We start from the raw sequence: 25,593 nt of genomic DNA, 5'->3' as shown, positions 1-25,593 counted from the left end.
AATTCTCTTCGTGCCAGGCGCATGAGGTCCGAAATGGCAGGGGGCGCTGCGTTGAGCAAAGCCTCCTTCACCACGCCATTGCAGCCCTCCTCTGGGTTGAGGTCAGGGGCGTATGGGGAAGCCACTCCACGCGGAAGTCCTGCGCGTGTCGCTGCAGCCATGCGGTGACGGCCTTCGAACGGTGTGCCTGAAGGCGGTCCCAGATGATGACCAGAGGGCGTCCGATGCGCCGGCGGAAGTACCGCAATGCGGCGATGACTTCTTTGTCGTGGACAGCTCCGACGAAGTGGCGAGCGAACACCCTGGGGCGTTCACGCCCCCACGGGGCCGTCAGCAGCACGATGCTGGAGACTTCACGACGCCTACTCAGACGCTTGAGGACTCGGACTTGTCCCACCGGCGCCCAGGTGGTGCCCAGGCGGGCCCGAAACGTGTGACCCGTCTCATCCAAGAAGGCAATCGTCCCCCCGCTTCTTCGAGCCCCTTTTTAATGCGAGGCCAGTCTCTCTTTACCCAGGCTTCTATGAGCACATCATCCCGCTCGCGGGCTTGGGGACGAGGGCGATGCGCGGAGAACCCCAGCCGATGCAGAGGCCTCGACAATGAGCGCGGGTGGTACCGCACGCCCCAGCGTCGCTCAATGAGACGCGCGATGCGTGGAAGGGTCCATCGCTCCGTGGGAAAGCCAGCCCGAGAGGCGCCGGCCTTGAGCACTCGGGCCACTTGCTTCCACTGCGAAGAGCTCAGCCTCGAGGGGCGGCCCTTATGGGGCTTGCGCCGCAGACTCCTGCTGCCCCCCAGCGCGAGGGCTTTGCCCCACTGTGACACAGCTCCTCGGCTGACGCCGCACTCGTCCGCCACGTCTATCGGGCGCCAGCCCGATTTCAGCAGCGCAGCGGCGAACAGTCGCCGCTCCTCCATCTGCTCGGACGTCAACCTGAATGGCTGCTGCCCCATCACCACTACCCCCTTCATCGGAACAACCGCTCCGGTGTTTAGGGGATTCGCCGAGGCGGTTTAGATCTTGCCGCCGCTCACGACCAGCGCGTAGGTCGCGTCCAGCACGCGCGTCGCCAGATTCGTGTCCTCGATGATTTCGTCACCAATCACCTCCACGGTCCACGTGCCGGCGGCGGGGTTGGCGAGGAACACGTTCTCCACCGTATCCACCTTGTTCGACACGCCGCCCGCCGTGGAGACGTTGCTCGCCGTCAGGCCGTTGTTGCCCCAGTAGACGACGCCGGTGGGGGACGTCACGCGCAGCGACAGGTCGTTGATGCGGGCGTGCGCCGCGCCCACCGTGCCGGCGGGGTCGGTGTAGACCATGGTGACGTTGAGCTCCGTCTCCCCGGGAGCCACGGTGACGTTGTACGTGTTCGTGCCGAGCGGGAGCAGGGTGTCCGTCTCGTTGATGATGCTCGTCACGGCGGCGCGGTCATACAGGCGCTTCACGTCCGCGGTGCCCCAGCCCTGCCGCGCGCGCGTCAGGTCGCCGTTGGAGCCACCCGCGAGCCAGTTGTAGCGATGCGCCATGTTGATCATCAGCGCCTTCGCCGTGGCCATCTTCGGGCGGCTGTCGAACACGTCCGCGCCACCGCCGAAGCCCGCCCAGACGCCCTCGTGCCACATCTGGAACAGCAGGCCGAAGTGTCCCGCCGTCTGCGGCGTGGCCGCGCTGGTGCCGCCGAAGTTGGTGTAGGACGTGTTGCTGGTGTTCGACGCGGAGCGGATGAGGTCGTAGTAGTACGACAGGTCCGGCTTGAGGCGGCCGTCCGCCGCCGGGCCCACGCTGGCGCCGCCGTTCCACCGGTCATCCCCGCGATTGGCGTTGTCGTAGTGGTACATGCCACCCACGGACACGATGTTCTTCGCCCACGCCTGTGGCCGCGAGTTCTGGTTGCCGGTGTTGCTCTGAGACTGCGTGCTGAGAATGGGGTACTGGAACAGGTAGTCATCCACCTCCGCGGAGATGGTGGTGTAGCCCGTCACCTGCGCACTGCCCACGCTGGACGTCTGGAACACGGCGCGGTACGGCCCGGCTGGGTCGATGAGCTCCCGGTTGATGTCGTAGCGGGACTTGGCGCCGCCGAACTGGGAGGACTCGTTGTAGCGATAGAAGATGCCCTGTCCGGAGGGGACCAGTCCGCGCGCGTTCCCGTCCACGCCTTGGGCGAAGTTGATGCTGTAGCAGGCGGTACCGTGGAAGCTGCCCGTGGTGGACGTGCTGTGGATGAGGGGAGGCGTCGCCCACTCCTGGTGCGTGGTGCGCAGCTCCGTGTCGAAGATTTCGCCGCGGACGCCCTGTCCGGTGAAGCCCTCCAGGCCTTCGATGTAGGTCGCGCCGCCCACCTGGCGGACGTTGTTGTTGTCGAGCTCACCCGGCCCGCCCCAGCGGTCGACGTACTGCACGGCGTTGGAGCGAATCAGCCGCTCCAACTGGGACTGGGTGAGAGTGGCCTCCACGCGCAGGCCGCCCGCCTCGATGAGCTCCACCGTGCCGCCCAGCGTGCGGACCAGCGAGGCGACCTCGCCCTGTCGCGCCGCGCCGCGCTCGCCCACCATGATGGAGTAGCGCTGTGGCTCCAGCTTCAGCGCGCGGCCCTGGAGGGACTCGCGCAGCACGCCTTCCACCCGGTACTCCGGATGGTACGCGCCCACCCAGCGGACATAGGGCAGCCCGGCAACGCGCTTGTGCGTGCTGGCGTTCATCTCCACGAGGAAGGTGTGGTCCGTGAGGAAGCGCAGCACCTTGCCTCCCGCGGCCTTGATGGCGTCGCGGTACTCCGGCAGGGGCGTGGCGTGGAACTGCACCAGGTGCAGGGTGTTGCTTGCGTCCGCGGTGAGCACGCCCGCGACCAGGGGCTGTGCGCCCTTCAGCGGGTCGAAGCGCGCGTGCTCCAGCCGCACCGGTACTCGGTCGGCTGCACGCGGCCCAGCAACGCCACGCCGCCCTGGCTGTAGGCGAAGAAGTCCTGGCGGCGGCCGTCCGCCGTCTCTTCCTGCCGGTGTGGAGCTGCACCGACGCACGCGGCACGTCGAGCGTCTTCAGCGCATGGATGGGCTGGGCCGTCCGGTGGAAGACATGCCCGGCGCCCGTGGCAAGGGCATACGTGCCGCTTGCCGCGCGGTCGATGCCCGTGGCGAGGCGCGCCTTGTCGACCTCGGCACCAGTGAGGACCCGGGCGGGGCCCAGCGCCGCGGTGCTCCGGATGATGCCGGGGCGCAGGTCTGGCGTGTTCGCGGCGAGCGCCGTGACTGGCGCGGACAAGCCCCAACCGAGGGCCAGGAGGGACAGCGGGGACAACGAGGACGGCATACGCATGGCGGGTCTCCTTGAGAGGGACTTCCGTGCTGCACGACGCTTGAATCCTCGAAAAGCGAGACGTGCTTGTTAGTCTGCTTAAGCTGAGTGTGTCAATGCATGCCCAAGTCTGGGAATTCATTGGAATGACAGGCATTCGTGGCGTTTGGGTGACACTGCGGACGCGACAGATGTGTCGGGTTGACTGTCTTTTTCGCGTGGCAGCGTTATTGCCTGGGCCGTCACTGTCAGGCCCTCTCACGCAGAGGCGTCCGGAGCCGCCGTCATGGAGCTGGTTCTCTTCGTTGGCTTGCAGGGCTCGGGCAAGAGCAGCCTCTACCGGCAGCGTTTCGCGGCCACGCACGTGCACGTCAGCAAGGACCTGTGGCCTCACGCCGTTCGCAAGGAGGCCCGCCAGCGCCGCTACATCGCCGAGGCGCTGGCCGCGGGCCGGCCGGTGGTGGTGGACAACACCAATCCCTCCGCGGACGTGCGCGCGCCACTCATCGCCCTGGGGCGCGAGTACCAGGCTCGAATCATTGGCTACTACTTCGCGTCGAAGCTGGAGGACTGCCTGGCGCGCAATGCCTTGCGTGAAGGGCGTGCCCGGGTGCCGGAGGTGGCGTTGCGTGCCACCGTGAAGCAGCTCGAACGGCCCCGGCTCGAGGAGGGCTTTGACGCACTGTTCTACGTGACACTGGACGCCGGCGGAGGCATTCGCGTCCAACCCTGGATGGAGGAACCCGATGGACCCTGAGGAACTGGCGGCGCGAGCAAGGCAGGGCGAGGTGTTCCACGGCCAGCGCATGCTGCCGGGCGCCTGGGTGGTGCTGCGCGTGGATGGGCGGGGCTTCTCGCGCTTCACCGAGGCCCGCTACGAGAAGCCCTTCGACCCGGTGTTCCACCGTTTCATGGTGCGCACCGCCAGCGTGATGCTGGAGGAACTCCAAGGCGTCTACGCGTACACGCAGAGCGACGAAATCTCCGTGCTCTTCCGGCCGGACTGGGCGCTCTTCGACCGCTCCGTCGAGAAGGTGGTGTCGCTGGCGGCGGGCCTGGCCAGCGCCACCTTCACGCACGCCGCGGGTGTCCCGGCGGTGTTCGACGGCCGCGCATGGCTGGGCGCCTCGGAGCGGGCGGTGCTGGACTACTTCCTGTGGCGGCAGGCGGACGGCAGCCGGTGTTCGCTGCATGGCTGGTGCTACTGGACGCTGCGCAAGGAGGGCCGGAGCGCGGCGCAGGCCACCCGTGAGCTGGACGGCAAGCCCGTGAGCTACAAGAACGAGCTGCTCTTCCAGCGAGGCATCAACTTCAACGACGTGCCCCTGTGGCAACGGCGTGGAAGCGGGGTGTGGTGGGAGGCGTACCAGAAGGAGGGCGTGGACCCACGGGATGGCCGGCGGACCCAGACACTCCGGCGGCGGCTCAAGGTCGACTCCGAGCTGCCGATGAAGGAGGCCTATGAGCACCTGGTGCGGGGCCTGCTCGCGGCGCCCGGGGCCGAGGCGGACTGATGCCCAGGGGCGTCAGCCCGCGGTGTCCGGGCCGCCGTTGAGGGGCAGCACCTTCCACAGCCGGGGCTTGTCGTATTGGGGCGGAATCATGCCCAGCGGCCAGCCCTGGGCGGTGACCTCCGCGTACTGGTAGCTGCGCCCGGCGTAGCGCAGCGCCGTGCCCTTGCCGGGCAGCCCCACGCCCACCGCCGCGTGGGACAGCGGGTCGGAGTACAGCACCACCGCGTCGACTCCCGCCTGCCGGAGCAGCATCACCGCGAGCACCGCCTTGGAGTCGCAGTCGCCGCGATTCTCGGCGGGGACCAGCGCCGGCGGGACGATGCCAAAGGCCTCGTCCTCCGGCAGTTCGTAGTCGATGCGCTGCACGAAGCCGAGGATGAGCTGCGTGGCCTGCGCGGCATCCAGCCTCCGCTCGCGGATGGAGGCGACGAAGGTGTCACCCAGCCTCCGCACGGGCTCGGCGTTGGTGCGCATCAATTCCTCGTAGACGCAGCGCATGTCGGCGCTACATCCGGGCGGTGCGTTGAACGAGAAGCGCTCCCTGCCCAGTGAGCGGTAGTGCAGCCGGCGGCCCAGCGCCGCGTGTTCATCCGCCAGCGTTTGGGCCAGCGCCGTCCCCAGGCCGTAGGAGACGTGGTGCTCGGGGGGCTGGATGCTGTCCGCTCGCCAGTCGTAATCACGAGCCCGCTGCGGTGAGGTACCCGGCGGGAGCAGCACCAGTCCCAAATCCACCGCGCGGGCGCCGCTGGGATGGCCGGGCTCCGGTGGCGCGATGTCCATGCCCGCCAGGTGGCCCAGCGTGCCCAGGCCGCAGCAGCAGAAGCAGCTGGCGAGGCCCACCACGCCGAGCATCCACTTGAAGAACGTCTTCACGCGGGCGCGCGCAGCGTCCTTCAGGGAGCTGGGGGAAGGGGATGAGCCCGTTGAGCGCCGCCTGGAGGCCCGGGGCGGTCAGCAGCGCCAGCACCAGCAGGATGGCGGAGAGGATGAGCGCCGCCGCGACGTTGCCCTTGCGCACCTCCGCCAGCTCGTCGATGCCCGGCGTCATCCGGTCGAACAGCAGCACGCCCGTGCCGAGCACCGTGACGCCCACGCCCAGTGACAGCCCGACGTGCAGGACGGCCACCGCGACCAGCCGGCCCACGACCAGCAGGTGCAGGGGCGGGTTCTGCACGGTGAGGTCCAGCGCGTCCGACGTGGCCTGCACCGCGTGCTGCACCAGCACGCCCAGCGACACCAGGCTGGCGGCGTGGACGAGGCAGGCGGCGACGTTGCCCTGGCGCAGCTCCTCCACGGGGTTGGCGCCGAGGATGCGGCTCAGTCCACGCAGCGCGAGCCAGATGCCCAGCGCGGCGACGAGGCCGCCGAACACCACCTTGATGAGACCGACGAATAGCAGGACGAGGTCCATGACGAACGAGGTGAGCCGGGCGCCCTGGATGAGCGCCCGGCCACGCATTCTAGCCCGGTGTTACTGCCGGCCGAAGGACTGCGTCCAGTAGTGCCGGTACGTGCTGCTCGGCGCGTTGAAGTAGCCGACGCCCATCTCCAGCAGTGCCGGGTTCATGATGTTGTTGCAGTGCCCGGTGCTGGTCATCCAGCCATTCACCACAGCCAGGGCCGTGGAGTAGCCGGCCGCGATGTTCTCCGCGGCGTTGCGGTACGTGTAGCCCGCCCAGTTCATCCGCTGCCAGGGCGTGGAGCCGTCCGAGCCCGTGTGGCTCATGAAGTTGTTGGTGCCCATGTCCTTGGAGTGCTTGCGCGCCGCACACCGCAGCTGGGGGTTGTTGCTGAGCGCGGGCGCGGGCGGCTTGGCCACGCCGCCACAGACGGCCCCGGCGGCGCGGCGCTCGTTGACGAGCACGAGCACCTGGTCTTCCAGGGCCGTCCACGCCGAATTCCACGTCGTCACGTCGTCGCAGTACGCGGCGGCGGTGACAGTGGCGGACCCTTCCCGCGTCTCCACTGGCGGGATGACAACGCCTTCTCCAGCGGGCGTCTCTGTGGTGGTTTCCGGCTCACCACAGCCGGTGAACATCGCGGCACCCAGGACAGCGACAGCAAGAAAACGTGAGTTCATGACTGCTCCTTTCCACGGGGTGTGGAGCGCCATCCTCTCGCTTCACATGCCCGCATCGAAAGGCGCTGTCCGCATTCACGCCGGCGAACGCCTGCTCGTGTGCCTGGCGCACGTCGATGGCCTTCAAAAGCGCTGCGTCTCTGCCCGTCGCGAAGTCTTCCGTGATGGGCACAATCTCTTCATCCGGGACAATTCCCACGCCATGGAATGTGCAGCGGTCGGGACGAAGAACTTCCATCTCGGTGTACATGAACCGGAAGCTGCCTGGGCGCACCAGTTGGGTGATGGTGTCGTGGGTGTCCGCGCTGCGCTGTCCCACCACCGCGAACCGGGCCGGATGCCCGTCTGTCCGTGGCTGGGGAATTGAAGCCCGCCACGCGTCTCCTTTAGGGTGTCAGCGCCTGCTTCCGGAAGGGTGGAGACGCGCGGCGCATGTCGGCTCCAGCGAGTGATTCAAGCACCAGCGAGCGCGGGACAGGGGCCCTGCCGTTGCTGCGTCACCACCCGGCGTTCCGGGCCTTGTGGGGCGCGCGAGTCCTCTCCTTCACGGGTGATGCGCTCAGCCTGGTGGCGCTCATGCTGTACGTCGCGGAGCAGACGGGGCAGGCGCTGGCTGTCTCCCTGTTGCTGCTCGTGGGGGACTTCGCACCCGCCTTGCTGGGGCCGCTCACCGGGGCCATCAGTGACCGGTTCGACCTCAAGCGAGTGATGATTGCCTGCGAGCTGCTCCAGGGCGCGCTCCTGGCGCTCATCGCGCTGACGATGCCGCCACTGCCGGTGCTGCTGGCGCTGGTCGCCGCGAGAGCGATTGCCGGACAGGTGTTCCAGCCAGCCTCCCGGGCGGTGGTGCCCGCGTTGGTGCGGAGCGAGGACCTGGAGGCCGCCAACGCCAGCGTGGGCTTCGGGACGCAGGCCGCCGAAGCGTTGGGGCCGTTGCTCGCGGCGGCGATGTTTCCGCTCGTGGGGCTCCAGGGCGTGCTGCTGGTGGACGCGGCGTCCTTCTTCCTGTCCGCGGGCTTGTTGGTGGCGCTGCCGTCCGTGCCGCCCGCGCATGACGGCGCCGCGCCGCCCGTGTCGTTGTTCCGGCAGGCACGGGATGGGCTCGTCTACCTCTGGCGGGCGCGGGTGGCCCGCGTCGTCGCGTTGGGCTTCTGCGCCGTGGTGGCCTTCAACGGCGTGGATGACGTGGCGCTGGTGTTGCTCGCGAAGGACACCTTCCAGGCAGGGGACTCGGCGGTGGGGTTGCTGCTGGGCGCGGTGGGGCTGGGCCTGGTCGCGGGCTACGTGCTGATGGCGCGGATGGGCGCGGGGGCGGCGATGCCGGTGATGCTGGTGCTGGGCTTCGCGGTGAGCAGCCTGGGCAACCTGCTGACCGGCTTGGCCTGGGCCGTCTCCGCGGCGTTCGCGATGCAGGCCGTGCGCGGTGTGGGCATCGCCGCCATGGATGTGGCCAGCCACACGCTCATCCAGCGCTGGGTTCCGGCTGGGATGCGGGGGCGGGTGTTCGGCAACTTCTACGGCGCCATTGGTGTGGCGGCGGGGCTGTCCTACGTCGCGGGAGGATTGTTGCTGGACGCGACGTCCGCGCCAGTGACGCTGCTGGTGGTGGGGGCGGGTGGAATGCTCGCGACCGTCGTAGTGGCGTGGCGGCTTCCGGGCGCGCTGCGGACAAGCGCCGCAACGCGCGAACCGGATTGACGCCTCAGACGAGGCGCTTGCCTTTCACGAACGCCAGCCCCACCAGGTTGCCCCGGTAGTGGAAGGGTCGAGCATGACGCGGCGGATGCGCCAGCCCTCGGACGTCTTCTCCACGTCATGCGTGGAGCGGATGACCACGGTCCATTCGTGCTGCAAGGCGCGCACCGGACTTTCACCCGACGCCTACCGTCGGCGCTTCGCGCTTCGATAGCGCCGTCCGCGCCTCCCAGCGAGCCTGAAGCCGGGGGATGCAAGCGCGAAACCCCATGAACCACACGGCGCCCGCCAGCAGGTCCACGGCATAGTGGTAACGCAGCACCAGCGTGGACATGAGGATGGCCACGGCGACGGGCGCCATCAGACGGAATCGCCACGGGTGCTGGCGCCGGTCGTGTTCGAGCAGCACCAGCGTGATGTACGTGTGCAGGCTGGGGAAGAGGTCGTAGGTGGACGAGCCGCTCGCCACGACGGCGGCATTCAGTTGTGTGAACCAGCCGCCCTCGATGGGGAGGGTAAAAAGCTTCGGCCATGCGGCCACGGGCCCGATGGCGGGCATCAGGTAGTAACCGGCGATGCCCGGGACATAGGCGGAGAAGACGTCGATGAAGAAGCGCTCCGCCCGCGCACGGGGGCCCACCAGCGCCCAGGCCATGGCGAGGTGCAGGTAGCCGTGGAACGCCAGATAGCTGGCACTGAAGAACTCGTTGACCCAGGGTGTGCTCCACCGCTGGAGCCAGGCGGCTGGGGTGATGCCGAACAGGAACACGTCCGCGGACAGGAGCCAGGCGTCACGCGTCACGAGCCCCAGCGCGGGGACGGCCTGCTTCACGGAGGCATAGAAGAAGAACGTCGCGAGGTAGGCGAGCAGCAGCCGTGCCCGGAAGACATGGGCCACTGCGTCCAGTCGCGCCAGCAGCGCCACGCTGGCAATGAACAATACCGTGCCGCCAACGGCTTGCGCGGTGGCAGCCGAGGAGACTCCCGCGACCGACACCAGCGCCGTCGAGAGGAGGATGCCAAACGCCGCGAGCAGGACTTCGTGCGGGTACAGCCGCTCAGGCATCGGGCGTGGCGGGCTTCGCCCCTCGGATGAGCGAGCCCGAGAGGACACCGCGCACGAACGAGAAATAGGACGGGATGAAGGGCGCCCCCTGCGCGACGAGGTCCGCGCGCAGCGTCCGGTGCAGCTCGGGCAGGTTGTACCAGGGCACCCGAGGGTACAGGTGGTGCTCCAGGTGGTAGTTCTCGTTGCACATGAAGAAGCGCGTCACCGGGTTCGACAGGATGGTCCGGGAGCCTCGGACCGGGTGCGTGCTCTCTGGCAGGAAGGTGTGCTGGCTCATGCCCCGGACGTTGACCAGGGTGTTGAGGAGGAGCATCGGAATCGCCCAGGCATGGAGCATCACCTGTCCGGGGATGAAGATGACCGCGGCCGTCAGGCCCGCGACGGCCAGCGCCACTTCGAACATCACCCATCGGTGCTCGGCGGTCGTTCCCTGTCGCCAACCCAGGATGGGAATCATCGTGATGTACGCGGGATAACCGAGCAGCAGCCGGCCCACATGCATCAACAACTCCAGCCACCGCCGACCCGTGTAGTTGGCGTAGTGGTCCGGGTCCTTCCCTCCGCCCAGGTCGGCATGGTGCTTCAGGTGCAGCACCTTGTAGGCCGCGTAGTTCTGCAACACCGGGAGCGCGCAGGCGATGCCACCCAGCCGGTTCAACCAGGGCCGCCGCGCGAGGCCACCGTGGACGGCCTCGTGGGTGAACAGGCTGATGCCATGCAACGACGCCGCGGCGATGAGGTACAGCGGGGCGCGAGCGAGCCAGTCTGTCCAGGCCGCATCCCGCGCCGCGAGCACCACGGACAGCGCCGCCGCGCCCAGGTAGAGCATGAGGAACACGGCGAGCCGCGGAACGTGCCGCGCATCGACCTGCTCCAATTCACGCAACTGCGAAGGGGTGAGGGATTCTGTCGCGAGCGGCATGGGGGTTCCGAGGTAGAACCATGCCATGGAACCTGGCCTGGTTTCGACGACGCCCCTTCGCTTGAAGTTCGCCGTTGTCCGGGAGGATGCCGCGCTGGAGCTGGCGCTCGTCGAGCGCACGCGGGCACGGGCCGTGCTCACGGTGGCCTCGGGAGGCTGCACGCTCCTCACCCTGGCGCGGCGGCATCCAGCGCTCGAGCTGGTGGGCTTCGATTTCAACCCGCGTCAGCTCGCGCATGTCCGGGAGAAGGCAGCGGGGCTCGGCCGCCTTCCGCTGTCGCGCTACAGCGTGGAAGCGGAGGACGCGGCGGCCCTGAATCAGCGCGGCGAATTCGAGGGGCTCTTCCGCACGCTTCGCCGCTTCATCGAGGAGTTCGTCGCGCCCGCGCACGAGCTCGCCGCGTTCTTCGCGCCGGCCACCACGGCCTCACAACGGCGGGAGGCCTGTGCCCGCTGGTTCGCCTCGCCCTACTGGCCCGTGGCCTTCGAGCTGGCCCTGGCGGCGCCGCTGCTGAACACCATGTTCGGACCCGCGGCGACACAGCATGCCGAGCCCGGCTCATATCCTGGCTATTTCCGGGCGGTCTTCGAACGCGGGCTCCAGCGCGAGGATGCGCCTCGAAATCCCTTCCTCCAGCACGTGCTGCTCGGCAGGTACCTGCGTGAGGATGCCCCCGAGTACCTTCAGGCCGAAGGCCCGCTGGCGCTGACGCTCGTCCAGGGCTCGTTGCCGGATGTGCCGCGCCTGGACCGCTTCGACGTCATCTCGCTCTCCAACATCTTCGACTGGTCGGAGGACGCGCTGGTGGCGGAGTGGGCGGGGTTGCTCGCGCGTGAGGCACGGCCCGGTTGCGCCGTCCTCATCCGTCAGCTCAACAACCGCCGGGACCTTCGCCGCTTCTTCCAGCCCGCCTTCAAGTTCGATGACGCGCTCGGCGCGGAGCTGCTTGCCAGGGACCGGAGCCTGTTCTACGAGCGCATCGAGGTCGGCTTCCGCGTGCCAGACAGCCCATGAGTGACGTGCGCTTCATCGTTGCCCGGCCCGACTCGCTCGGGCCCTATGTCGAGCGGCTGCGTCTGCTGGAGCGTGAAATCCTCTATCCACTCGCGGATGGGGCCGACCACTTCTTCATCGACCATGGGCCCGGGTACCACCCGTTCTTCTCCTCCATGGGAGAGGCGTACTTCCTGCTGGCGCTCCGTGGCGACGACCTGCTCGGTTCCGTGACGGGGGTCTTGCGCCCGGTGTGGCACGGGACGCGGAAGGTGGACGCGCTCTACATCTGCGACCTCAAGCTGGCGAAGCACGCGCGGGGCTCCGGGCTCTCCACGAAGCTCCTGCTTCAGGGCCTCAAGCACCTCTTCCTCATTCCCCCGCTGCGTCGGATTCGTTTCCTCTACGGCGCGGCGATGCGCGGCGCCCGGGGCGACGTGATGCGCATCGCCCGTGGGTGGAATCCGCTGCGCATGGGGCGCCCCGCGAGCCAGCTCGCGCTCTACTTCGTGCCGCCCGCTCGGCTTCAGGCGTTGGAGACGCGGAGTGCACCCCCGCGCCCCACGGGAGCAGGGCTCCGCCTGGGGCCCGCGCCCGCCAGGACGCTGGAAGGGGCGGGGTGGTGCACCACGGCGGGGGCCAAGGACCTTCAGCGGCTGTCCACGGGTCGCCCGTGGCCCCTGGTCCACCTGTCGGCGCCGCCCGAAGCCTGGACGCACGGTTGGGGCGAGTACCTTCGGACCTGCGGTGTGGAGCTGGCGGCGCTCGGGGAGGAGGCGCTCGCCTGCTTCAGCATCGACGAGCGGCTGGAGGACCACGTCCACTGGCTGCGAGAGGCGGGCATCGCTCCTGATTCGGTGTGCACCGTCTATTCTCTCGACCTCTCCTTTCCTGTCAGAGCGCCAGCATGGGTGCACCTTCCCTCATCCGAAATCTGAAGCTGCGTCAGCACATCGCCGGGCTCAAGGCGGAGTGGAACGCATTGGATGCGCCCTATCTGCGCGCGCTGAGAGACGGCACCTTCTCGCGGGAGGACTTCGTCGAAACGCAGCTCCAGTTCTCCTCCGCGGTGGCGCATTTCTCCAGGCCCATGGCGATGCTGGCCAGCCGGCTGCCTCAGCCCCACCAGCGGCTGCCGTTGGTGGAGAACATCTTCGACGAGCACGGACGCGGCACGTTGGCTCACGGCCACGAGCGCACGTTCCACCTGCTCCTCTCCCGCCTGGGCGTTGAGACCGCTCGCGTGGAGCAACATGTAACCTGGCCGGAGGTGCGTGCCTTCAACGTCGCGCTCACCGGCATCGCCGCGTTCGAGGGGCCGCTCACGGGGCTCGCCGTGTTCGGCATCATCGAGGACCTGTTCAGTGGCATCTCCCTGGACCTGGGCCGCGGCATCGTCGCGCGGGGCTGGCTCCAGCATGGCGAGGTGGTGCACTACCCCACGCACGCGGACCTCGACGAGGAGCACGCGGAAGGCTTCTACCGGCAGCTGGATGCGCCCTACGAGACGGACGCGGGGGCCGCCGAGATTGAGCAGGGCCTGACGTTGGGCGGGCACCTCTTCCTGGAGCTGTACGACGCGCTGTTCCGGGCGCGTCACCGCCGGCTGGGTTAGGGCCGCGGCCCGCTGGGGCCTTCTCGCGCCGCGTCTCCGACGGCATGGAGCCGCAGCCAGCCCCGGTTTCGGAGGAGTTGGCGGATGGGGGCTCGGAGCTCCGCGCGGAGCCGGGGCTCCTCGGTGGTCACCGCGTCGGCGGGGACCCGCAGTTGCCAGGAGACACCGTCAGGGTGTGATGGCTCGGAGGGTTCTCCCGCGAGCACCAGCCGGACGATGAGCGGTGGCAGGTCCGAGTCATCGCCAGCGTGCCATTGCGTCGTGGCCCGCGCGCGCTGGGGCGAGGCCAGGTGGTTGAAGATGCCCACGGCCTGCTGCGCGACCTCCGGCCGCGAGCATTTGAAGACGATGGACCAGACGCGGGCCTGCTTCATTCGCGGCGCCCGCTGCAACCAGCGGAAGAGCAGCACCGCGAGCGCGGCGCCCAGCAGTTGCGCGGCGATGATGGACTCCACGTCCATGGAGTGCATGGCACTGGGGCGGGTGCTGAACGCCCGGGCGAGGATGAGCGCCGGGTTCGCCAGGGCCCGGGAGTCGGTGAACCAGACGGTGGCGGCCAGATAGCCGGCGACGACCAGTGGAATCGCGGTAGGGCGATTCCGCACGCAGCCGCGCACCATGACGAGCAACCCGAAGGTGGACACCAGCTCCGTGACGAACTGCGCCAAGCTGGCCGCGGGCGCACTCGCGCCGACGAGCATCGGCTCGTGACACATGACGTGGGCCACCCACCGGCCCGCGACGGCGCCGCCCACCTGCGCCAGCACGTACAGCGGCACGTCGCGCCACGGTGTGCCGTCTTCGAGCGCATCCGCGAAGGTGAGCGCGGGATTGAAGTGCGCGCCCGTGAGCGGTTGAAGCACGTAGGCCAGACATGCCAGCACCGCGCCCGCCGCCAGGGACATGAAGAGGCGTCCATCCGTGGCGCTCACGCCCAGGTGCTCGGCGCCGTGGTGGGCGCCTTCCAGCGCGACCACGAGCAGTCCGCAGCCCAGGGCCTCCACCACGAGCCGCCGGGAGCGGTTCATCCGGGCCACGTCATCCGGCGCGGCAGGGGACTGGAATGCGTGCGTCACGGCGAAGCCCCTCCTGGAAGCAGGTCCGCGGGCCCCCGGGAGAGATCGGCTCCTCCACCGCACCTGGAGCCGGAAACCTAGGGCTCACCCGTGGCACCGTCAAAGGCAGGGGGCCAGACTGCCCGTCGGTGAACAAGGCCGGTTGGCCAGGCGTGGAGGCGCTGCGCCCGTGGTCGGCGCTCAGGGCTTGCGCGCTCGCAGCCGCCACACCTGGAAGGTGTGCAACCGTCGCCCACGAAAGTCACCGAAGAACTCCACGGGGCCTTCCACCGTGGTGAAGCGAGAGGCCAGCTCCTCGGGGGGCTGCGCTCCGCCTTCGCTCACCCACAGCACGTCCTGCCCGGGCGTTACGTCCGGGTCGGCCCACAGGTCATACTGGCTGAAGCGGGCCGGTGCCCCCGTCTTCGTGAGCCGCCGCGCGTAGTAGGCCACCTGGGACGCCAGTTGGTAGTTGGGCGCGTAGACGGCGGCCACGTTGTCGGGCGTCAACTCCGGGAACAACCGCTGCGGCGTGGCCAGCTCGCGCAGCACGCTCCATCCGTGCGTCCGCCACAGCGCCCTGTCCCGGCGGAAGTGGAGCACGGGGAAGAGCAGGTGCGAGCCCACCACCAGCACCACCGCCAGCCCGCTGAACGCCGCCGCGCGCTGCCAGATGGGCCGCATGCCCGCCACGCCCACGCAGGCCGCGAGGTACGCCGCGGACGGCCAGTTGGCCTCGCCCCTTGTACGCAGCGACGCGTAGCCGAAGAAGAGCAGGGGGACGCAGGCGGCCATGCGCAGCAGGAAGTGCTCGCGCGGACCGCGCACGCCGTACACCAGCGCGAGGGGAAAGAGCACCGGTCCTCCCAGGGCGAGCTGACCCGCGAGGAACTCACCGAAGGTGCTCCAACTGCTGCGCCAGTCGCGGCCCAGGCCATGGCTGAGCTGGAAGGCGAAGCCCACCCAGTCATGGCCCGCGTTCCAGAACACCACCGGCGCGAAGAAGGCGCCCGCCAGCGTCGCCGTGCGCCACGCGCCCCAGGGCATGCGCCGCGCTCGCACCGTGGCGATGAGGAACGCCACGCCCAGCAGCACGGCCGGGTACTTCGACAGCAGGGCGCACCCTCCGGCCAGTCCCGCCAGGACCCATCGCTCCCGCCACAGGGCCCACAGGGCCAGCGTCCAGAACAGGAGCAGGGGCGAGTCGGGCGTGGGCCACACGCCGGCCACCGCACCCGCGGGGACGACGCTCCACAGCGCCGCCGCCCGCCAGGCCGTCGCCGCGTCGCCATGGACGTCGCGCGCCAGCCGCCACACCGCGGCCACCGTCCCCACGCCGCACAGCATCGCCGTGCCCTCGATGCCCAGCAGGGCGATGTGCCAGGCCACCAGCGGTGGATGGTCGAAGTAGCCCCAGTCGAGCTTGCGGGCCCATTGCCAGTAATAGGCGGTGTCGAAGTAGACGTCCGTGCCCAGCACCAGGGCGAGCCGCGCCGCCATCGCCACGCCGAGCAGCGCCACGCAGGTCTTCAGACTGAGGCCCGTCGAGGCGGGGGACGGCGGAGACACGGCGGCGACCTACTCCGTCCGCCCCTCTGTTGACCACCATCCCTCCAGTGCTTTCGGCTTGCCCGCCTTCACGCGGGTTCGTATCTCGACAGCAATTCCTCTTCCTGGAGTCCCGATGGCCACGCCCCCTCCGTCAGCTGACACTTCCAATCGTCTGGCCCGGGAACCCTCTCCGTATCTGCGCCAACATGCACACAACCCCGTGGACTGGTTCCCTTGGGGGGAGGAGGCGCTCGCGAAGGCGAAGGCGGAGAACAAGCCCATCCTGCTGTCCGTGGGCTACTCCGCTTGTCACTGGTGCCACGTCATGGCGCACGAGTCGTTCGAGTCACCCGAGACGGCCCGGCTGATGAACGAGGGCTTCATCAACATCAAGGTGGACCGCGAGGAGCGGCCAGACCTGGACCAGATTTATCAAGGCGTGGTGCAGCTCATGGGGCAGGGTGGCGGCTGGCCGCTCACGGTGTTCCTCACGCCGGACCTGAAGCCCTTCTACGGCGGCACCTACTTCCCGCCGCAGGACCGCTACGGGCGCCCGGGCTTCCCTCGGCTGCTGATGGCGCTGCGGGACGCGTGGGAGAACAAGCAGGACGAGGTGCAGCGGCAGTCCGCCCAGTTCGAGGAGGGCCTCGGTGAGCTGGCCACATACGGGCTGGAGGCCGCGCCCGCGGTGCTGACGGCGGCGGACGTGGTGGGCATGGGCCAGCGCATGGCGAAGCAGGTGGACGCGGTCCACGGGGGCTTCGGCGGCGCGCCCAAGTTCCCCAACCCGATGAACTTCGCGCTGATGCTGCGCGCGTGGCGAAGAGGCGGCGGCGCGCCGTTGAAGGACGCGGTGTTCCTGACGTTGGAGCGCATGGCCCTGGGCGGCATCTATGACCAGTTGGGAGGCGGCTTCCACCGGTACTCGGTGGACGAGCGCTGGCTGGTGCCCCACTTCGAGAAGATGCTCTACGACAACGCGCAGCTCCTGCACCTCTACGCGCAGGCGCAGCAGGTGGAGCCGCGCCCGCTGTGGCGCAAGGTGGTGGAGGAGACGGTGGCCTACGTGCGCCGCGAGATGACCGACGCGGGCGGCGGCTTCTACGCGGCGCAGGACGCGGACAGCGAGGGCGAGGAGGGGAAGTTCTTCGTCTGGCGCCCGGAGGAGGTTCGCGCGGCCTTGCCGGAAGCGCAGGCGGAACTGGTGCTGCGTCACTTCGGAATCAAACCCGGCGGCAACTTCGAGCATGGCGCGACGGTGCTGGAGGTGGTGGTGCCCGTGTCGGAGCTGGCGCGGGAGCGCGGCGTCTCCGAAGACGCCGTGGAGCGCGAGCTGGCCGCGGCGAAGCAGACGCTCTTCGACGCGCGGGAGCGGCGGGTGAAGCCGGGCCGGGACGACAAGCTGCTGTCGGGATGGAACGGGCTCATGATTCGCGGGCTCGCGTTGGCCGCGCGTGTCTTCGGCCAGCCGGAGTGGGCGAAGTGGGCGGCGGAAGCCGCGGACTTCGTGTTGGAGAAGGCGTGGGACGGGACGCGGCTGGCGCGCTCGTACCAGGAGGGACAGGCGCGCATCGACGGCTTCCTGGAGGACTACGGTGACCTGGCCTCGGGCCTCACCGCGCTCTACCAGGCGACCTTCGACGTGAAGTACCTGGAGGCGGCGGACGCCCTGGTGCGCCGGGCCGTGGACCTCTTCTGGGACGCGGAGAAGGCGGCGTACCTCACCGCGCCCCGGGGACAGAAGGACCTGGTGGTGGCGACGTATGGCCTCTTCGACAACGCCTTCCCGTCCGGGGCCTCCACGCTGACGGAGGCGCAGGTGGAGCTGGCGGCGCTCACGGGTGACAAGCAGCACCTGGAGTTGCCGGAGCGCTACGTGGCGCGGATGCACGACGGGCTCGTGCGAAACACCCTGGGCTACGGCTACCTGGGCCTGGCGGCGGATGCGCTGCTGGAGGGCGCGGCGTCCGTCACCGTCGCGGGCGCGTCCGACGACGTGGCGCCGCTGCGGGCCGCCATGGACCGTGCCTTCGCGCCCACGGTGGCGCTGGCCTGGAAGGCACCAGGGCAGCCTGTGCCTGCGTTGCTACAAGGGACTTTCGAAGGACGTGAGCCCGTGAAGGGACGGGCCGCCGCCTACCTGTGCCGGGGCTTCGTCTGCGAGCTACCCGTCACCGAGCCGGACGTGTTGGCCCAGCGGTTGGCGGCGCTCACCGGCCCCTGAGCAGGGGCCGGCGCGGCCTGCGTCACTTGACGGCTGTCACCTTCAGCGCGCCGATGAGCGGCGTGATTTCGGCGTTGCCTTCCTTGCCGAAGGCGAAGTGCGTGGCGTCCGCCACCACCTGGTTGAAGGTGGGGTCCAACTGGGTCCACTCGCCCACGAAGGCCTCCACCCATTCGTGCCAGTAGAGGGCGGGCACGCCGTCCTGGTTCACCATGTAGATGACGCCGTCCACGCGCCGGGCGGGCACGCCCGCCGCGCGCAGCAGCGCCACGGACAGGAGCGAGTGCTCCGTGCAGTCGCCCTTCTTCTGGCTCAGCACGTCCGTGGCCCGGTCCGCGCTGGCGCCGTAGTCCTTCTCCAGGTTGGTGTACACCCAGGTGTTCACCTTCTGGGCGATGCGGTACGCGTCCTTCTCCGTCCCCACGAGCTGCTTCGCCAGCTCGCGGATGGCCGGCGCGTCGCTCTCCACCATGAGCGTGGACTTGAGGTTCTCCCCGCCCTCCGGGTCCTTCAGCGGCAGGGGCTTGCGCGTCTTGGGCGCGACGGCGGACAGCGTCACCTCCACGCTGCCATCCGGCTGCGGCTTGAACTGCTGGCGGTACGTCTGCTCCTGGAACTTCGCGGGCAGGCCCTGCACCACCAGCGTGACGTGGCCGGGCACGGTGCGCGCGGACTCGGGCAGCGGCTTGGGCAGCACCACGCGGGTGAGGCCGAAGACTTCCACCAGGTCCAGCCGCTTCGCGACGGCCTCCGTCTCCTTCCGGGCCTGCATCGTCGTGCCGTAGTCCACCAGCACCATCTCCCCGCGCTGGGTGATGTATGAAACGACGGGGACCTTCTCCTTCTCCGACACGGTGATGGCCTTGCCCAGCTTCACCTGCACGCCGTTGATGGTCCGCTGCTCCTCGGGCTCCACGGTGGTGGAGAGGCCGTAGGACTCCAGGTCCATTCCATCCAGCGAGAAGCCCGTCACCTTCGCCTTGCGCAGCAGCGCCACGCGCGGCGGGTCGGCGTCCTCCACCCGCTCCTTCGTCGGAGGCCGCTTGGGCAGCGTCTCGTCGGGGCGGCCCGGGCGCTTGCGCACCACCTGGAAGCCGTCCGCGGTGGCCGTGCCCACCAGCGTCTGCGTGCCGCCGTCACCCGTCTGCTTCACGACGAAGGACAGCAGGCGCCCACCGGGCTTCGCCTCGTAGATGCGCTCCTCGTCATGCATGCGCTCCGACACGCGCGAGCCCACCATGGCCTTGAAGACGAGCTGGTTGGTCGTCTTCACCCGCGCGGGCTGGTCCGGCAGGACTTCCAGGTCGGTGAAGAGCCAGCCGACCTTCTTGTCCATGAGGTACAGGCCGAAGAATTCGCCGCCCTTGGGCCGGGCGGCCTTCACCACGTCGGAGACGGGGGCCTGTGTGGCAGTGGCCTTGGCCGCCGGGGCGGGCGCCCTCGCGAGCGCGGACGGTGCGCCCACCAGCAGGGCACACAGGGGCACGAGGGCCAGCAAGGTCGGTCGGTGCGTGCGAGTCATCGTGCCCCTTCTAACGAGGGAAGGGGCCGTTGTCTTCACCCGCCCGGCCTCGCGGCGTGGGGATTACAGCCGCTTGGTGAGGATGATGAGGTCGTCCCCCACCTTGTAGAAGTCCCGGATGCGGGCCTCCTCGCCGTACTTCATGGAGGCGTAGAAGCCGCGCGTGGGGCCGTAGGCCTCGGTGGCGCTCGTCTCCACGCGGATGAGGCGCCCGTTGCGGCGGCGCAGGTCGCCCTCCATGGCGGACACCAGCGCCGCGCCTACGCCCTGACCGCGAACTTCCGGTGCGGACGCAATCCAGTACAGGTCGTAGGTGTCCTCCGTCATCGGCGTGGGGCCGTAGCAGATGTAGCCCACGAGCTCGCCGTCGCGGTCCGCGACGATGATGGCGTAGTCCGTGTTGCCCGGCGTGAGCGTGGTGTTCGCCAGCTCGATGGCGACCTCAACCTCCTGCGGCGAGAAGGTTTCGATCTTTCGAATCAGGGCGGCGATTGGCGCCCGATCCTTTTCTTCGATGGGACGGATGTCCATGTGCTCTCTCGAGCGCGACCTCCACGAGCCGGGACGCCAGGGCCGGATAGTCCATTCCGGCGGCCAGGGCGGCCTTGGCGAACCCCGCGCTCGGATGAAGGTCGCAGTTGGGGTTGATGTCGATGACGTAGGGCACGCCCTCCGGGGATACCCGGAGGTCGACCCGTCCATAGTCCTGACAGTCCAGTGCTGCAAAGGCTTCCAGCGCGACCTGCACGCAACGGGACTCCAGGTTCGCGTCCAGCCGGCACAATCCGCTGGTGGTGTCCCGGTACTCCGCCGACGCCGCCTCCCACTTGGCGTTGTAGGAGACGATGTTGGGTCTGTCCTCGAACGTACGACCGAAGACGATTTCCGTCAGGGGCAGCGCCTGGCGCGGCCGGTTGCCGAGCAGCGGCACATAGATTTCCCGCCCGGGGATGAACTGCTCCACCAGGGCTGGCTGATGAAACTCACGGAGCACCGCGTCACAGGCGCGGACCAGCGCGGCGCGCTCGTGCACCACGGACTCCGACGTCACGCCCATGCTGGCGTCTTCCCGCGCGGGCTTGACGATGAGCGGCCAGGGCAGGTCCACCGCCAATGCATCCTCCAGGCGCTCCACCACGTGGAAGGGCGGCGTGGACACGCCGCGCGCGGTGAGGACTTCCTTCGCCTTGGGCTTGTGCAGCGCCAGCCCCAGGGACAGCGCGCTCGAGCCCGTGTAGGCCAGCCCCAGCACGTCCAGCAGGCAGGGGATGGCCATCTCGCCCCGGCTGTCGGCCGCCAACGACTCGCAGAGGTTGACGACCAGGTCCGGCTGGCGCCGGCGCAGGGTGTCCATGAAGTCGAGCCGGTCACCTTCGATGGCGAGCGGTTCGGCCAGGGTGTCGCCCCGGTTGAGGGCGTCCGCCATGGAGGAGACGACACGGACCACATCCTCCCGGGCCTCCCGCCCAGGGTCGTCCTCAAGGAGGTCGTGGTCGCGGTTGTGCAGCAGGATGATGTGCATTCGGTGGTGCGGGAGGGTTACCACGTCCCCTGCCTCCATCACAGTCCGCACGTGAGGCCGGCTGCCCCCCGGAAAGGTTCGCGGTACGTTTGATGACCTCCCGAGGGGGTATCCAGGAGTATGGAAAGGGAATCATGCGCATCCGTGACCCCATCCACGGCACCATCCCGGTCAGCGACCCCGAGAAGGCCGTCATCGACAGCCGGCACTACCAGCGGCTGCGGTATGTCCGACAGCTTGGCTTCGGGGACCTGGCCTTTCCCGGGGCCACGCACACGCGCCACATCCATTCCCTGGGCGCCATGCATGTCGCCTCGCGCGTGTTCGGCGCGGTGGCTGCTCGCTCGTCGCTGCCGGACGACGTGCGGGAGCGCTTCTGCGCGGCGGTGCGTCTGGCGGTCCTCTGCCATGACCTGGGGCACATGCCGCTGTCGCATGCCTCGGAGCGCATCGCCCCGAAGCGCTCGCTCCTGCGCCTGCCATCCTGGCTGGACGGCACCGCGGAGGGCGAGCTGGCCACGCACGAGGACTACACGGCGAAAATCCTCCTCGACAGCTCGCTGACGCCCATCATCGAGAAGCACTTCGGCGGCATGGGGATTACGCCCATGGCGGCGGTGGCGCTGGTGTCGGGAGCGAAGCCACCGAAGGACCCGGGCTTCACGCACCAGGGCGTGGACTGGACGCCGCTGCTACGCGCCATCGTCTCCGGCGAGCTGGACGCGGACCGCATGGACTACCTGCTGCGCGACTCCTTCTACACAGGCGTCAACTATGGCCGGTACGACATGGATTGGATTGTCAGCAACCTCAATCCCGCGATGAAGGACGGGCGGGCCTACCTCGCCCTCAGCCGGGCGGCGGCCTTCGCCTTCGAGGACTTCCTCCTCAGCCGCTACCACATGTTCGTGTCGGTGTACCTGCACCACACCTCCGTGAACTTCGACTACATGCTGCGGCGCTACTACGAGGAGTCGCCCGGCGAGTTCGAGATTCCTTCGGATCCGGAAGAGTTCCTGCTCTGTGACGATTCGGCGCTCTGGTACACGCTGCGCCGCTCCAAGAATCCGTGGGCCCAGCGCATCAGCCAGCGGCAGGGCTACAAGCTGCTGGCGCAGTTCACGGAGCGGGACACGGGCTACGACCTGGACGTGCTGCGCAGCGCGCTGGTGTCCCACAAGTTCGACCACTACGTCGTCGAGTCCCAGAACGTGCTCAGCAAGTACACCTCCGGGCCGTCTGGCCGAGGGCCGAGCCTGTACATCATCGACGCCTCCACCGGCCGGCTGACCGAGGTGGCGCGCTACACGCCGCTGTATCAACGCTACAGTGGCGCGGTGCGGCTCGTCCGGCTGTACGTCCGGCCAGACCAGGCGGACAAGGCACATGCGTTGATGGGCCGGGTCCTCGGCCAGGCGGTGGAGTCATGAGCGAGCGTCTTCCCGGTCTGGGCCTGGACCTGCTGACCCACAGTCCGGTGGAGGCCCGCCCTTCTTCCGTGGCGCTGCTGTATCGGCGCGCGGGGGAGGGTGTGGAGGTCTTCTGGGTGAAGCGCGGCAAGGCGCTTCGCTTCGCGGGCGGCTTCTATGCCTTTCCCGGCGGCAAGCTGGACGCGGCCGACGCGGCCGTGCCGGTGGCGGGCGCCAGCGGAGACGAGGCGGCGCTGCGCTCGGCCGCGGCGCGCGAGCTCTTCGAGGAGACGGGCGTGCTGGTGGCCCACGGCGCCGAGGCGCTGTCCACCGCGAAGGTGGCGTCGCTGCGCAAGGCGCTCCTGGACGGGACGCTGGGGTGGGGCGCTCTGTTGAAGGCGGAGGGGTTGTCGCTGAACGCGGATGACTTCCGGGCCGCGGGCCGGTGGGTGACGCCGCCGGCGCTGCCCGTGCGCTTCGATACGCGCTTCTACCTGGTGGAGATGCCCGCCCACGCGCGCGCGGAGTGGTGGCCTGGCGAGCTCGCGGAGGGCGCCTGGGTGACGCCCGCTGATGCGCTGGCTCGGTGGGGAGATGGCACGGCGCTGCTGCACCCGCCCGCGGTGCATGCCTTCCAGGTGCTGGGCGCCTTCACGGATGCGTCCGACGTCCTGGCGCGCCTGGCGTCGCCTCCGTTCTGCCCGGGGTATGTCTCGCAGCGCATCGAATTCCAGCAGGGCGTGCGCGTGGTGGCGCTGGAGACGCCCACGCTGCCGCCGGCCGCGCATACCAACGCGTATGTGCTGGGCAACGGCGAGCTGCTCATCGTGGACCCGGGCGCCGCGGACGTGAAGCAGTACGCGAAGCTGCTGTCGCTGGTGTCGGGCCTGAAGGCGGAGGGGCTGCGGCCCGTGGCGGTGGTGCTCACCCACCATCACGGTGACCACGTGGGCGGCGCGCGCGCGGTGAAGGAGCGCTTGGACATCCCGCTGTGGTGCCACGCGCGTACGGCGGACCGCCTGGACTTCCCCGTGGAGCGGTTGTTGGAGGACGGTGACGTGCTGGAGCTGGCGGGCGAGGTGCCGCAGCGCTGGCGCGTGCTGCACACGCCGGGGCATGCACAGGGGCACGTGTGTCTCGTGGACGAGCGCAGCCGCTCGGCGGTGGTGGGGGACATGGTGGCCGGTGTGGGGACCATCGTCATCGACCCGCCGGAGGGGCACATGCGGGACTACCTGACGCAGCTCGCGCGGCTGCGGGACTGGCCCGTGAGCACGCTGTACCCGGCGCACGGCTCACCGATTCCGGACGGGCCCGCGAAGCTCCAGGAGTACCTGGACCACCGGGCGGCGCGGGAGGCACTCATCCTTCAGTCCGTGCCACCCGACGGCGCCACGCTGGCGCAGGTGGTGTCCCTGGCCTACGCGGACACGCCGCCGCTGCTGCATCCGCTCGCGGAGCGCAGCGCGCTGGCCACCCTGGAGAAGCTGGTGGAGGAAGGCCTCGTGCGTGAGGAGTCGCTCCAGTACTTCCGGGCCTAGAAGCGGCCGGCGAGCCCCAGCGCCCCGCCTCCCGGGGCCAGGCTCACCGTGGGCACCAGCACCACGGGGTGCTCCTGCTGGCGTCGCCGCTCGTAGGCGCCATGGGACAGCTCGAACGCGAGGATGGACGTCGCCACGGGCACGGCGAAGGTGGCGGTGAGGACCGCCCAGGACGCTTCGTCCGACAGCGCCACGACGGCCAATGGCGCGGCCGTTCCCACCAGTCCGCCCAGCAGCGTGGGCAGGAATCTGCCGCGTGCATCCATCAGCGAGCCTCCCAGGTACACGCCTGCCGCCGCGCCGAGCCCCATCCCAATCGAAGCGCTGATGAGGCTGAGGTTCCTCCCGGACCGGCACTCGCTGTAGCCGCAGGACACCTGGTCCGACACGAGGACGCCTCCGAGGAAGGTCACCGCGAGGCCAGAGGCGCCAATCAGCGCGCCGCCCACCGTTTCGCCCACCAGGCGCGCGCCCAGCGGGAACGGCGCATCCTGGGGCGGATGCATTCGGGGAGAGGCCGGCGGCCTGGATGCCGGTGACGGACGGCCCACCGCGGGCCGCTGCTGCGTGGCCGTCACGGGCTCTGGCATCCGCGGCGCGTCATCCATGGGCTGGGCGAGCGCGAGGGCGGGCAGCAGGAGCGTCAGCAGGATGGGGCGGTTCAGATGGGAGAGCATGGGCGCTGGTGCTCGTAGTGAGAGCACGGCGCGGGCACGGATGCCATCGCCTCCCTGATGGGTTTCGCGCTGAACGGACGGCGCGCCTCAGGAGGGCTGCCTCGCGGGTCGGGGGCGAGTTCCATGGGGCGCTGTTCGGAAATGTCGGGACTTTGGCGCGGCGAAATGTCCCGACATTTCCGAACAGCGAGCTCCCGAGGTGCGCAGGTGCCCCGGCCCGGGGGCTTCGCCTCAGAAGCTCCCGGCGAGGCCCAGGCGAGGCCCGCGTTCGCCCATCCCGGCGACGGGGACCACCTGGAACGTGCTCGGGGCCTTGCGCGTGAGCGCGGGGCGCTCCTCCCCCGGCGATGACAGCTCATAGCCCGCCACGGCGCCCACCACGGGGAGCAGCAGCAGGAACACCGCGCCGCCGGGTTCGTTGTCTCCGATGCCCAGCAGGGCGGAGCCGACCAGCGCGCCGCCCCAGCCGATGAGGCTGCCGCCCGCGGTGGCGAGGAAGGTGCCCCGGCCGCCCATGAGCTTGCCACCCAGCCGGTCCCAGCCGGGATGCCCACCACGACCCCCGTCAATCCACCGACGCCCGCGACGATGCTGCACTCGTCGCAGCCCACCGTGGACGCACCCACGAAGAAGCCCGTGATGAGGCCCAGGGAGCCCGCGATGATGCCGCCACCGGCGCCACCCAGGAACTCCACCCCCACCCGTGGCACGGGGTCCGTGGCGCGGGCGCGGGCCTTGCCAGGAAGGGCCTGTTCATTGACGGAGGTCGTGCCCTCCGTCTCCTGGCTCGTGCGGGAGTCGTCCCCGGCGTCTTCGTCGCGGCGCGTCGGCGCGTCCCAGCCGCCCGGGGCTGGAACCAGGGGCGGCGGCGTCAGCTCGGAGGCGGGGGCCCGGGCGGGCTC

25 protein-coding genes are annotated in these 25,593 nt (G+C 69.5%); 10 read left to right on the top strand and 15 right to left on the bottom strand.

The genetic code is table 11. The annotated features are described in order from the left end of the window. Positions 1-67 precede the first annotated feature (67 nt). The 3 genes from QEG98_RS42350 to QEG98_RS32300 all read right to left on the bottom strand — a co-directional run bounded on the left by QEG98_RS42350 (position 68) and on the right by QEG98_RS32300 (position 2,907). Entirely contained in the window at positions 68-451 is a 384-nt protein-coding gene (locus QEG98_RS42350; RefSeq protein ID WP_410477874.1) for a transposase, read from the bottom strand. Beyond that, positions 367-921 (bottom strand): winged helix-turn-helix domain-containing protein, encoded by a 555-nt coding sequence (locus tag QEG98_RS32305; RefSeq protein WP_316567999.1) that lies wholly within the window; start codon positions 919-921, stop codon positions 367-369. The genes QEG98_RS42350 and QEG98_RS32305 overlap by 85 nt, the downstream gene beginning before the upstream one ends. A 96-nt stretch (positions 922-1,017) precedes the next feature. Next, positions 1,018-2,907, bottom strand: a complete 1,890-nt coding sequence (locus QEG98_RS32300) for a S8 family serine peptidase (RefSeq protein ID WP_316564019.1) — start codon at positions 2,905-2,907, stop codon at positions 1,018-1,020. A gap of 680 nt (positions 2,908-3,587) precedes the next feature. Here QEG98_RS32300 and QEG98_RS32295 point away from each other — a divergent pair. Next, on the top strand, positions 3,588-4,058 hold the full coding sequence (locus QEG98_RS32295) for an ATP-binding protein (protein ID WP_316564018.1): 471 nt from the start codon (positions 3,588-3,590) through the stop codon (positions 4,056-4,058). Beyond that, on the top strand, positions 4,048-4,815 hold the full coding sequence (locus QEG98_RS32290) for a tRNA(His) guanylyltransferase Thg1 family protein (protein WP_316564017.1): 768 nt from the start codon (positions 4,048-4,050) through the stop codon (positions 4,813-4,815). The genes QEG98_RS32295 and QEG98_RS32290 overlap by 11 nt, the downstream gene beginning before the upstream one ends. A 12-nt stretch (positions 4,816-4,827) precedes the next feature. Here QEG98_RS32290 and QEG98_RS32285 read toward each other — a convergent pair whose 3' ends face one another. Beyond that, the gene (locus QEG98_RS32285; protein ID WP_316564016.1) at positions 4,828-5,688 is read right to left on the bottom strand and encodes a hypothetical protein; all 861 of its coding nucleotides are present in this window, start codon (positions 5,686-5,688) and stop codon (positions 4,828-4,830) included. Positions 5,689-6,286: 598 nt separating this feature from the next. Further along, on the bottom strand, positions 6,287-6,895 hold the full coding sequence (locus QEG98_RS32280) for a CAP domain-containing protein (RefSeq protein WP_316564015.1): 609 nt from the start codon (positions 6,893-6,895) through the stop codon (positions 6,287-6,289). Between QEG98_RS32280 and QEG98_RS32275 the strand changes: the two genes are divergently transcribed. Together QEG98_RS32275 and QEG98_RS32270 are read left to right on the top strand one after the other, a co-directional pair. After that, positions 6,894-7,262: a hypothetical protein gene (locus QEG98_RS32275; RefSeq protein WP_316564014.1), complete on the top strand. Its 369-nt coding sequence runs from the start codon at positions 6,894-6,896 to the stop codon at positions 7,260-7,262. The two genes, QEG98_RS32280 and QEG98_RS32275, sit on opposite strands and share 2 nt — an antisense overlap. Positions 7,263-7,327: 65 nt before the next feature. After that, positions 7,328-8,593, top strand: coding sequence for an MFS transporter (locus QEG98_RS32270; RefSeq protein ID WP_316564013.1), 1,266 nt, complete (start codon positions 7,328-7,330; stop codon positions 8,591-8,593). A gap of 24 nt (positions 8,594-8,617) precedes the next feature. Here the strand turns inward: QEG98_RS32270 and QEG98_RS32265 are convergent, their stop codons facing one another. The 3 genes from QEG98_RS32265 to QEG98_RS32255 are packed head-to-tail and all read right to left on the bottom strand — an operon-like array spanning position 8,618 to position 10,581. Continuing rightward, entirely contained in the window at positions 8,618-8,758 is a 141-nt protein-coding gene (locus QEG98_RS32265) for a 4-hydroxy-2-oxovalerate aldolase (RefSeq protein ID WP_316564012.1), read from the bottom strand. A 7-nt stretch (positions 8,759-8,765) separates the two neighbouring features. Continuing rightward, positions 8,766-9,656 (bottom strand): phosphatase PAP2 family protein, encoded by an 891-nt coding sequence (locus QEG98_RS32260; RefSeq protein WP_316564011.1) that lies wholly within the window; start codon positions 9,654-9,656, stop codon positions 8,766-8,768. Then, positions 9,649-10,581 (bottom strand): fatty acid desaturase family protein, encoded by a 933-nt coding sequence (locus QEG98_RS32255; protein ID WP_316564010.1) that lies wholly within the window; start codon positions 10,579-10,581, stop codon positions 9,649-9,651. The genes QEG98_RS32260 and QEG98_RS32255 overlap by 8 nt, the downstream gene beginning before the upstream one ends. 25 nt (positions 10,582-10,606) lie before the next feature. On the opposite strand from QEG98_RS32255, the gene QEG98_RS32250 reads away from it, so the two are divergent. Genes QEG98_RS32250 through QEG98_RS32240 form a run of 3 tightly spaced genes read left to right on the top strand, consistent with a single transcriptional unit; the run spans position 10,607 to position 13,190 of the window. Continuing rightward, the gene (locus tag QEG98_RS32250) at positions 10,607-11,596 is read left to right on the top strand and encodes a DUF3419 family protein (protein WP_316564009.1); all 990 of its coding nucleotides are present in this window, start codon (positions 10,607-10,609) and stop codon (positions 11,594-11,596) included. Further along, entirely contained in the window at positions 11,593-12,513 is a 921-nt protein-coding gene (locus QEG98_RS32245) for an N-acetyltransferase (RefSeq protein WP_090492273.1), read from the top strand. The genes QEG98_RS32250 and QEG98_RS32245 overlap by 4 nt, the downstream gene beginning before the upstream one ends. Next, positions 12,483-13,190 carry a TenA family transcriptional regulator gene (locus QEG98_RS32240; RefSeq protein ID WP_316564008.1) on the top strand — a complete coding sequence of 236 codons (708 nt, stop codon included), beginning with the start codon at positions 12,483-12,485 and terminating at the stop codon, positions 13,188-13,190. The genes QEG98_RS32245 and QEG98_RS32240 overlap by 31 nt, the downstream gene beginning before the upstream one ends. Here QEG98_RS32240 and QEG98_RS32235 read toward each other — a convergent pair. Continuing rightward, complete coding sequence (locus tag QEG98_RS32235) at positions 13,187-14,266, bottom strand: aquaporin (protein ID WP_316564007.1); 1,080 nt, start codon at positions 14,264-14,266, stop codon at positions 13,187-13,189. The genes QEG98_RS32240 and QEG98_RS32235 overlap by 4 nt on opposite strands. A gap of 180 nt (positions 14,267-14,446) precedes the next feature. Then, positions 14,447-15,814 (bottom strand): glycosyltransferase family 39 protein, encoded by a 1,368-nt coding sequence (locus QEG98_RS32230; RefSeq protein WP_316564006.1) that lies wholly within the window; start codon positions 15,812-15,814, stop codon positions 14,447-14,449. 115 nt (positions 15,815-15,929) lie between these two features. On the opposite strand from QEG98_RS32230, the gene QEG98_RS32225 reads away from it, so the two are divergent. Then, positions 15,930-18,020, top strand: a complete 2,091-nt coding sequence (locus QEG98_RS32225; protein ID WP_316564005.1) for a thioredoxin domain-containing protein — start codon at positions 15,930-15,932, stop codon at positions 18,018-18,020. Positions 18,021-18,042: 22 nt separating this feature from the next. On the opposite strand, the gene QEG98_RS32220 is transcribed toward QEG98_RS32225, so the two are convergent. The 3 genes from QEG98_RS32220 to QEG98_RS32210 all read right to left on the bottom strand — a co-directional run bounded on the left by QEG98_RS32220 (position 18,043) and on the right by QEG98_RS32210 (position 21,064). After that, entirely contained in the window at positions 18,043-19,542 is a 1,500-nt protein-coding gene (locus tag QEG98_RS32220; RefSeq protein ID WP_316564004.1) for a transglutaminase-like domain-containing protein, read from the bottom strand. Between the two features lie 63 nt (positions 19,543-19,605). Continuing rightward, positions 19,606-20,073: a GNAT family N-acetyltransferase gene (locus QEG98_RS32215; RefSeq protein WP_011555903.1), complete on the bottom strand. Its 468-nt coding sequence runs from the start codon at positions 20,071-20,073 to the stop codon at positions 19,606-19,608. After that, positions 19,985-21,064, bottom strand: coding sequence for an ATP-grasp domain-containing protein (locus QEG98_RS32210; protein WP_316564003.1), 1,080 nt, complete (start codon positions 21,062-21,064; stop codon positions 19,985-19,987). The genes QEG98_RS32215 and QEG98_RS32210 overlap by 89 nt, the downstream gene beginning before the upstream one ends. A 134-nt stretch (positions 21,065-21,198) precedes the next feature. Between QEG98_RS32210 and QEG98_RS32205 the strand changes: the two genes are divergently transcribed. Together QEG98_RS32205 and QEG98_RS32200 are read left to right on the top strand one after the other, a co-directional pair. Beyond that, entirely contained in the window at positions 21,199-22,494 is a 1,296-nt protein-coding gene (locus tag QEG98_RS32205) for an HD domain-containing protein (RefSeq protein WP_316564002.1), read from the top strand. After that, positions 22,491-24,014, top strand: a complete 1,524-nt coding sequence (locus QEG98_RS32200) for an MBL fold metallo-hydrolase (protein ID WP_316564001.1) — start codon at positions 22,491-22,493, stop codon at positions 24,012-24,014. Before QEG98_RS32205 ends, QEG98_RS32200 begins: the two co-directional genes overlap by 4 nt. Here the strand turns inward: QEG98_RS32200 and QEG98_RS32195 are convergent. Both QEG98_RS32195 and QEG98_RS32190 read right to left on the bottom strand, forming a co-directional pair. Then, a complete protein-coding gene (locus QEG98_RS32195; protein WP_316564000.1) occupies positions 24,011-24,691 on the bottom strand; it encodes a hypothetical protein in 681 nt (226 codons plus the stop codon). The genes QEG98_RS32200 and QEG98_RS32195 overlap by 4 nt on opposite strands. 231 nt (positions 24,692-24,922) lie before the next feature. After that, positions 24,923-25,288: a hypothetical protein gene (locus QEG98_RS32190; protein ID WP_316563999.1), complete on the bottom strand. Its 366-nt coding sequence runs from the start codon at positions 25,286-25,288 to the stop codon at positions 24,923-24,925. Between the last annotated feature and the right edge of the window lie 305 nt (positions 25,289-25,593).

The sequence above is a fragment of the Myxococcus sp. MxC21-1 genome, from assembly GCF_032612255.1.
Classification (GTDB): domain Bacteria; phylum Myxococcota; class Myxococcia; order Myxococcales; family Myxococcaceae; genus Myxococcus; species Myxococcus virescens.
This window is presented reverse-complemented; position numbering and strand designations above follow the sequence as displayed.

Coding starts and splice junctions, on each gene's coding strand:
- QEG98_RS32305 (WP_316567999.1), bottom strand. CDS start 921: ATGGAGGAGCGGCGACTGTTCGCCGCTGCGCTGCTGAAATCGGGCTGG.
- QEG98_RS32295 (WP_316564018.1), top strand. CDS start 3,588: ATGGAGCTGGTTCTCTTCGTTGGCTTGCAGGGCTCGGGCAAGAGCAGC.
- QEG98_RS32290 (WP_316564017.1), top strand. CDS start 4,048: ATGGACCCTGAGGAACTGGCGGCGCGAGCAAGGCAGGGCGAGGTGTTC.
- QEG98_RS32275 (WP_316564014.1), top strand. CDS start 6,894: ATGACTGCTCCTTTCCACGGGGTGTGGAGCGCCATCCTCTCGCTTCAC.
- QEG98_RS32280 (WP_316564015.1), bottom strand. CDS start 6,895: ATGAACTCACGTTTTCTTGCTGTCGCTGTCCTGGGTGCCGCGATGTTC.
- QEG98_RS32270 (WP_316564013.1), top strand. CDS start 7,328: ATGTCGGCTCCAGCGAGTGATTCAAGCACCAGCGAGCGCGGGACAGGG.
- QEG98_RS32260 (WP_316564011.1), bottom strand. CDS start 9,656: ATGCCTGAGCGGCTGTACCCGCACGAAGTCCTGCTCGCGGCGTTTGGC.
- QEG98_RS32255 (WP_316564010.1), bottom strand. CDS start 10,581: ATGCCGCTCGCGACAGAATCCCTCACCCCTTCGCAGTTGCGTGAATTG.
- QEG98_RS32250 (WP_316564009.1), top strand. CDS start 10,607: ATGGAACCTGGCCTGGTTTCGACGACGCCCCTTCGCTTGAAGTTCGCC.
- QEG98_RS32245 (WP_090492273.1), top strand. CDS start 11,593: ATGAGTGACGTGCGCTTCATCGTTGCCCGGCCCGACTCGCTCGGGCCC.
- QEG98_RS32240 (WP_316564008.1), top strand. CDS start 12,483: ATGGGTGCACCTTCCCTCATCCGAAATCTGAAGCTGCGTCAGCACATC.
- QEG98_RS32225 (WP_316564005.1), top strand. CDS start 15,930: ATGGCCACGCCCCCTCCGTCAGCTGACACTTCCAATCGTCTGGCCCGG.
- QEG98_RS32220 (WP_316564004.1), bottom strand. CDS start 19,542: ATGACTCGCACGCACCGACCGACCTTGCTGGCCCTCGTGCCCCTGTGT.
- QEG98_RS32215 (WP_011555903.1), bottom strand. CDS start 20,073: ATGGACATCCGTCCCATCGAAGAAAAGGATCGGGCGCCAATCGCCGCC.
- QEG98_RS32210 (WP_316564003.1), bottom strand. CDS start 21,064: ATGCACATCATCCTGCTGCACAACCGCGACCACGACCTCCTTGAGGAC.
- QEG98_RS32205 (WP_316564002.1), top strand. CDS start 21,199: ATGCGCATCCGTGACCCCATCCACGGCACCATCCCGGTCAGCGACCCC.
- QEG98_RS32200 (WP_316564001.1), top strand. CDS start 22,491: ATGAGCGAGCGTCTTCCCGGTCTGGGCCTGGACCTGCTGACCCACAGT.
- QEG98_RS32195 (WP_316564000.1), bottom strand. CDS start 24,691: ATGCTCTCCCATCTGAACCGCCCCATCCTGCTGACGCTCCTGCTGCCC.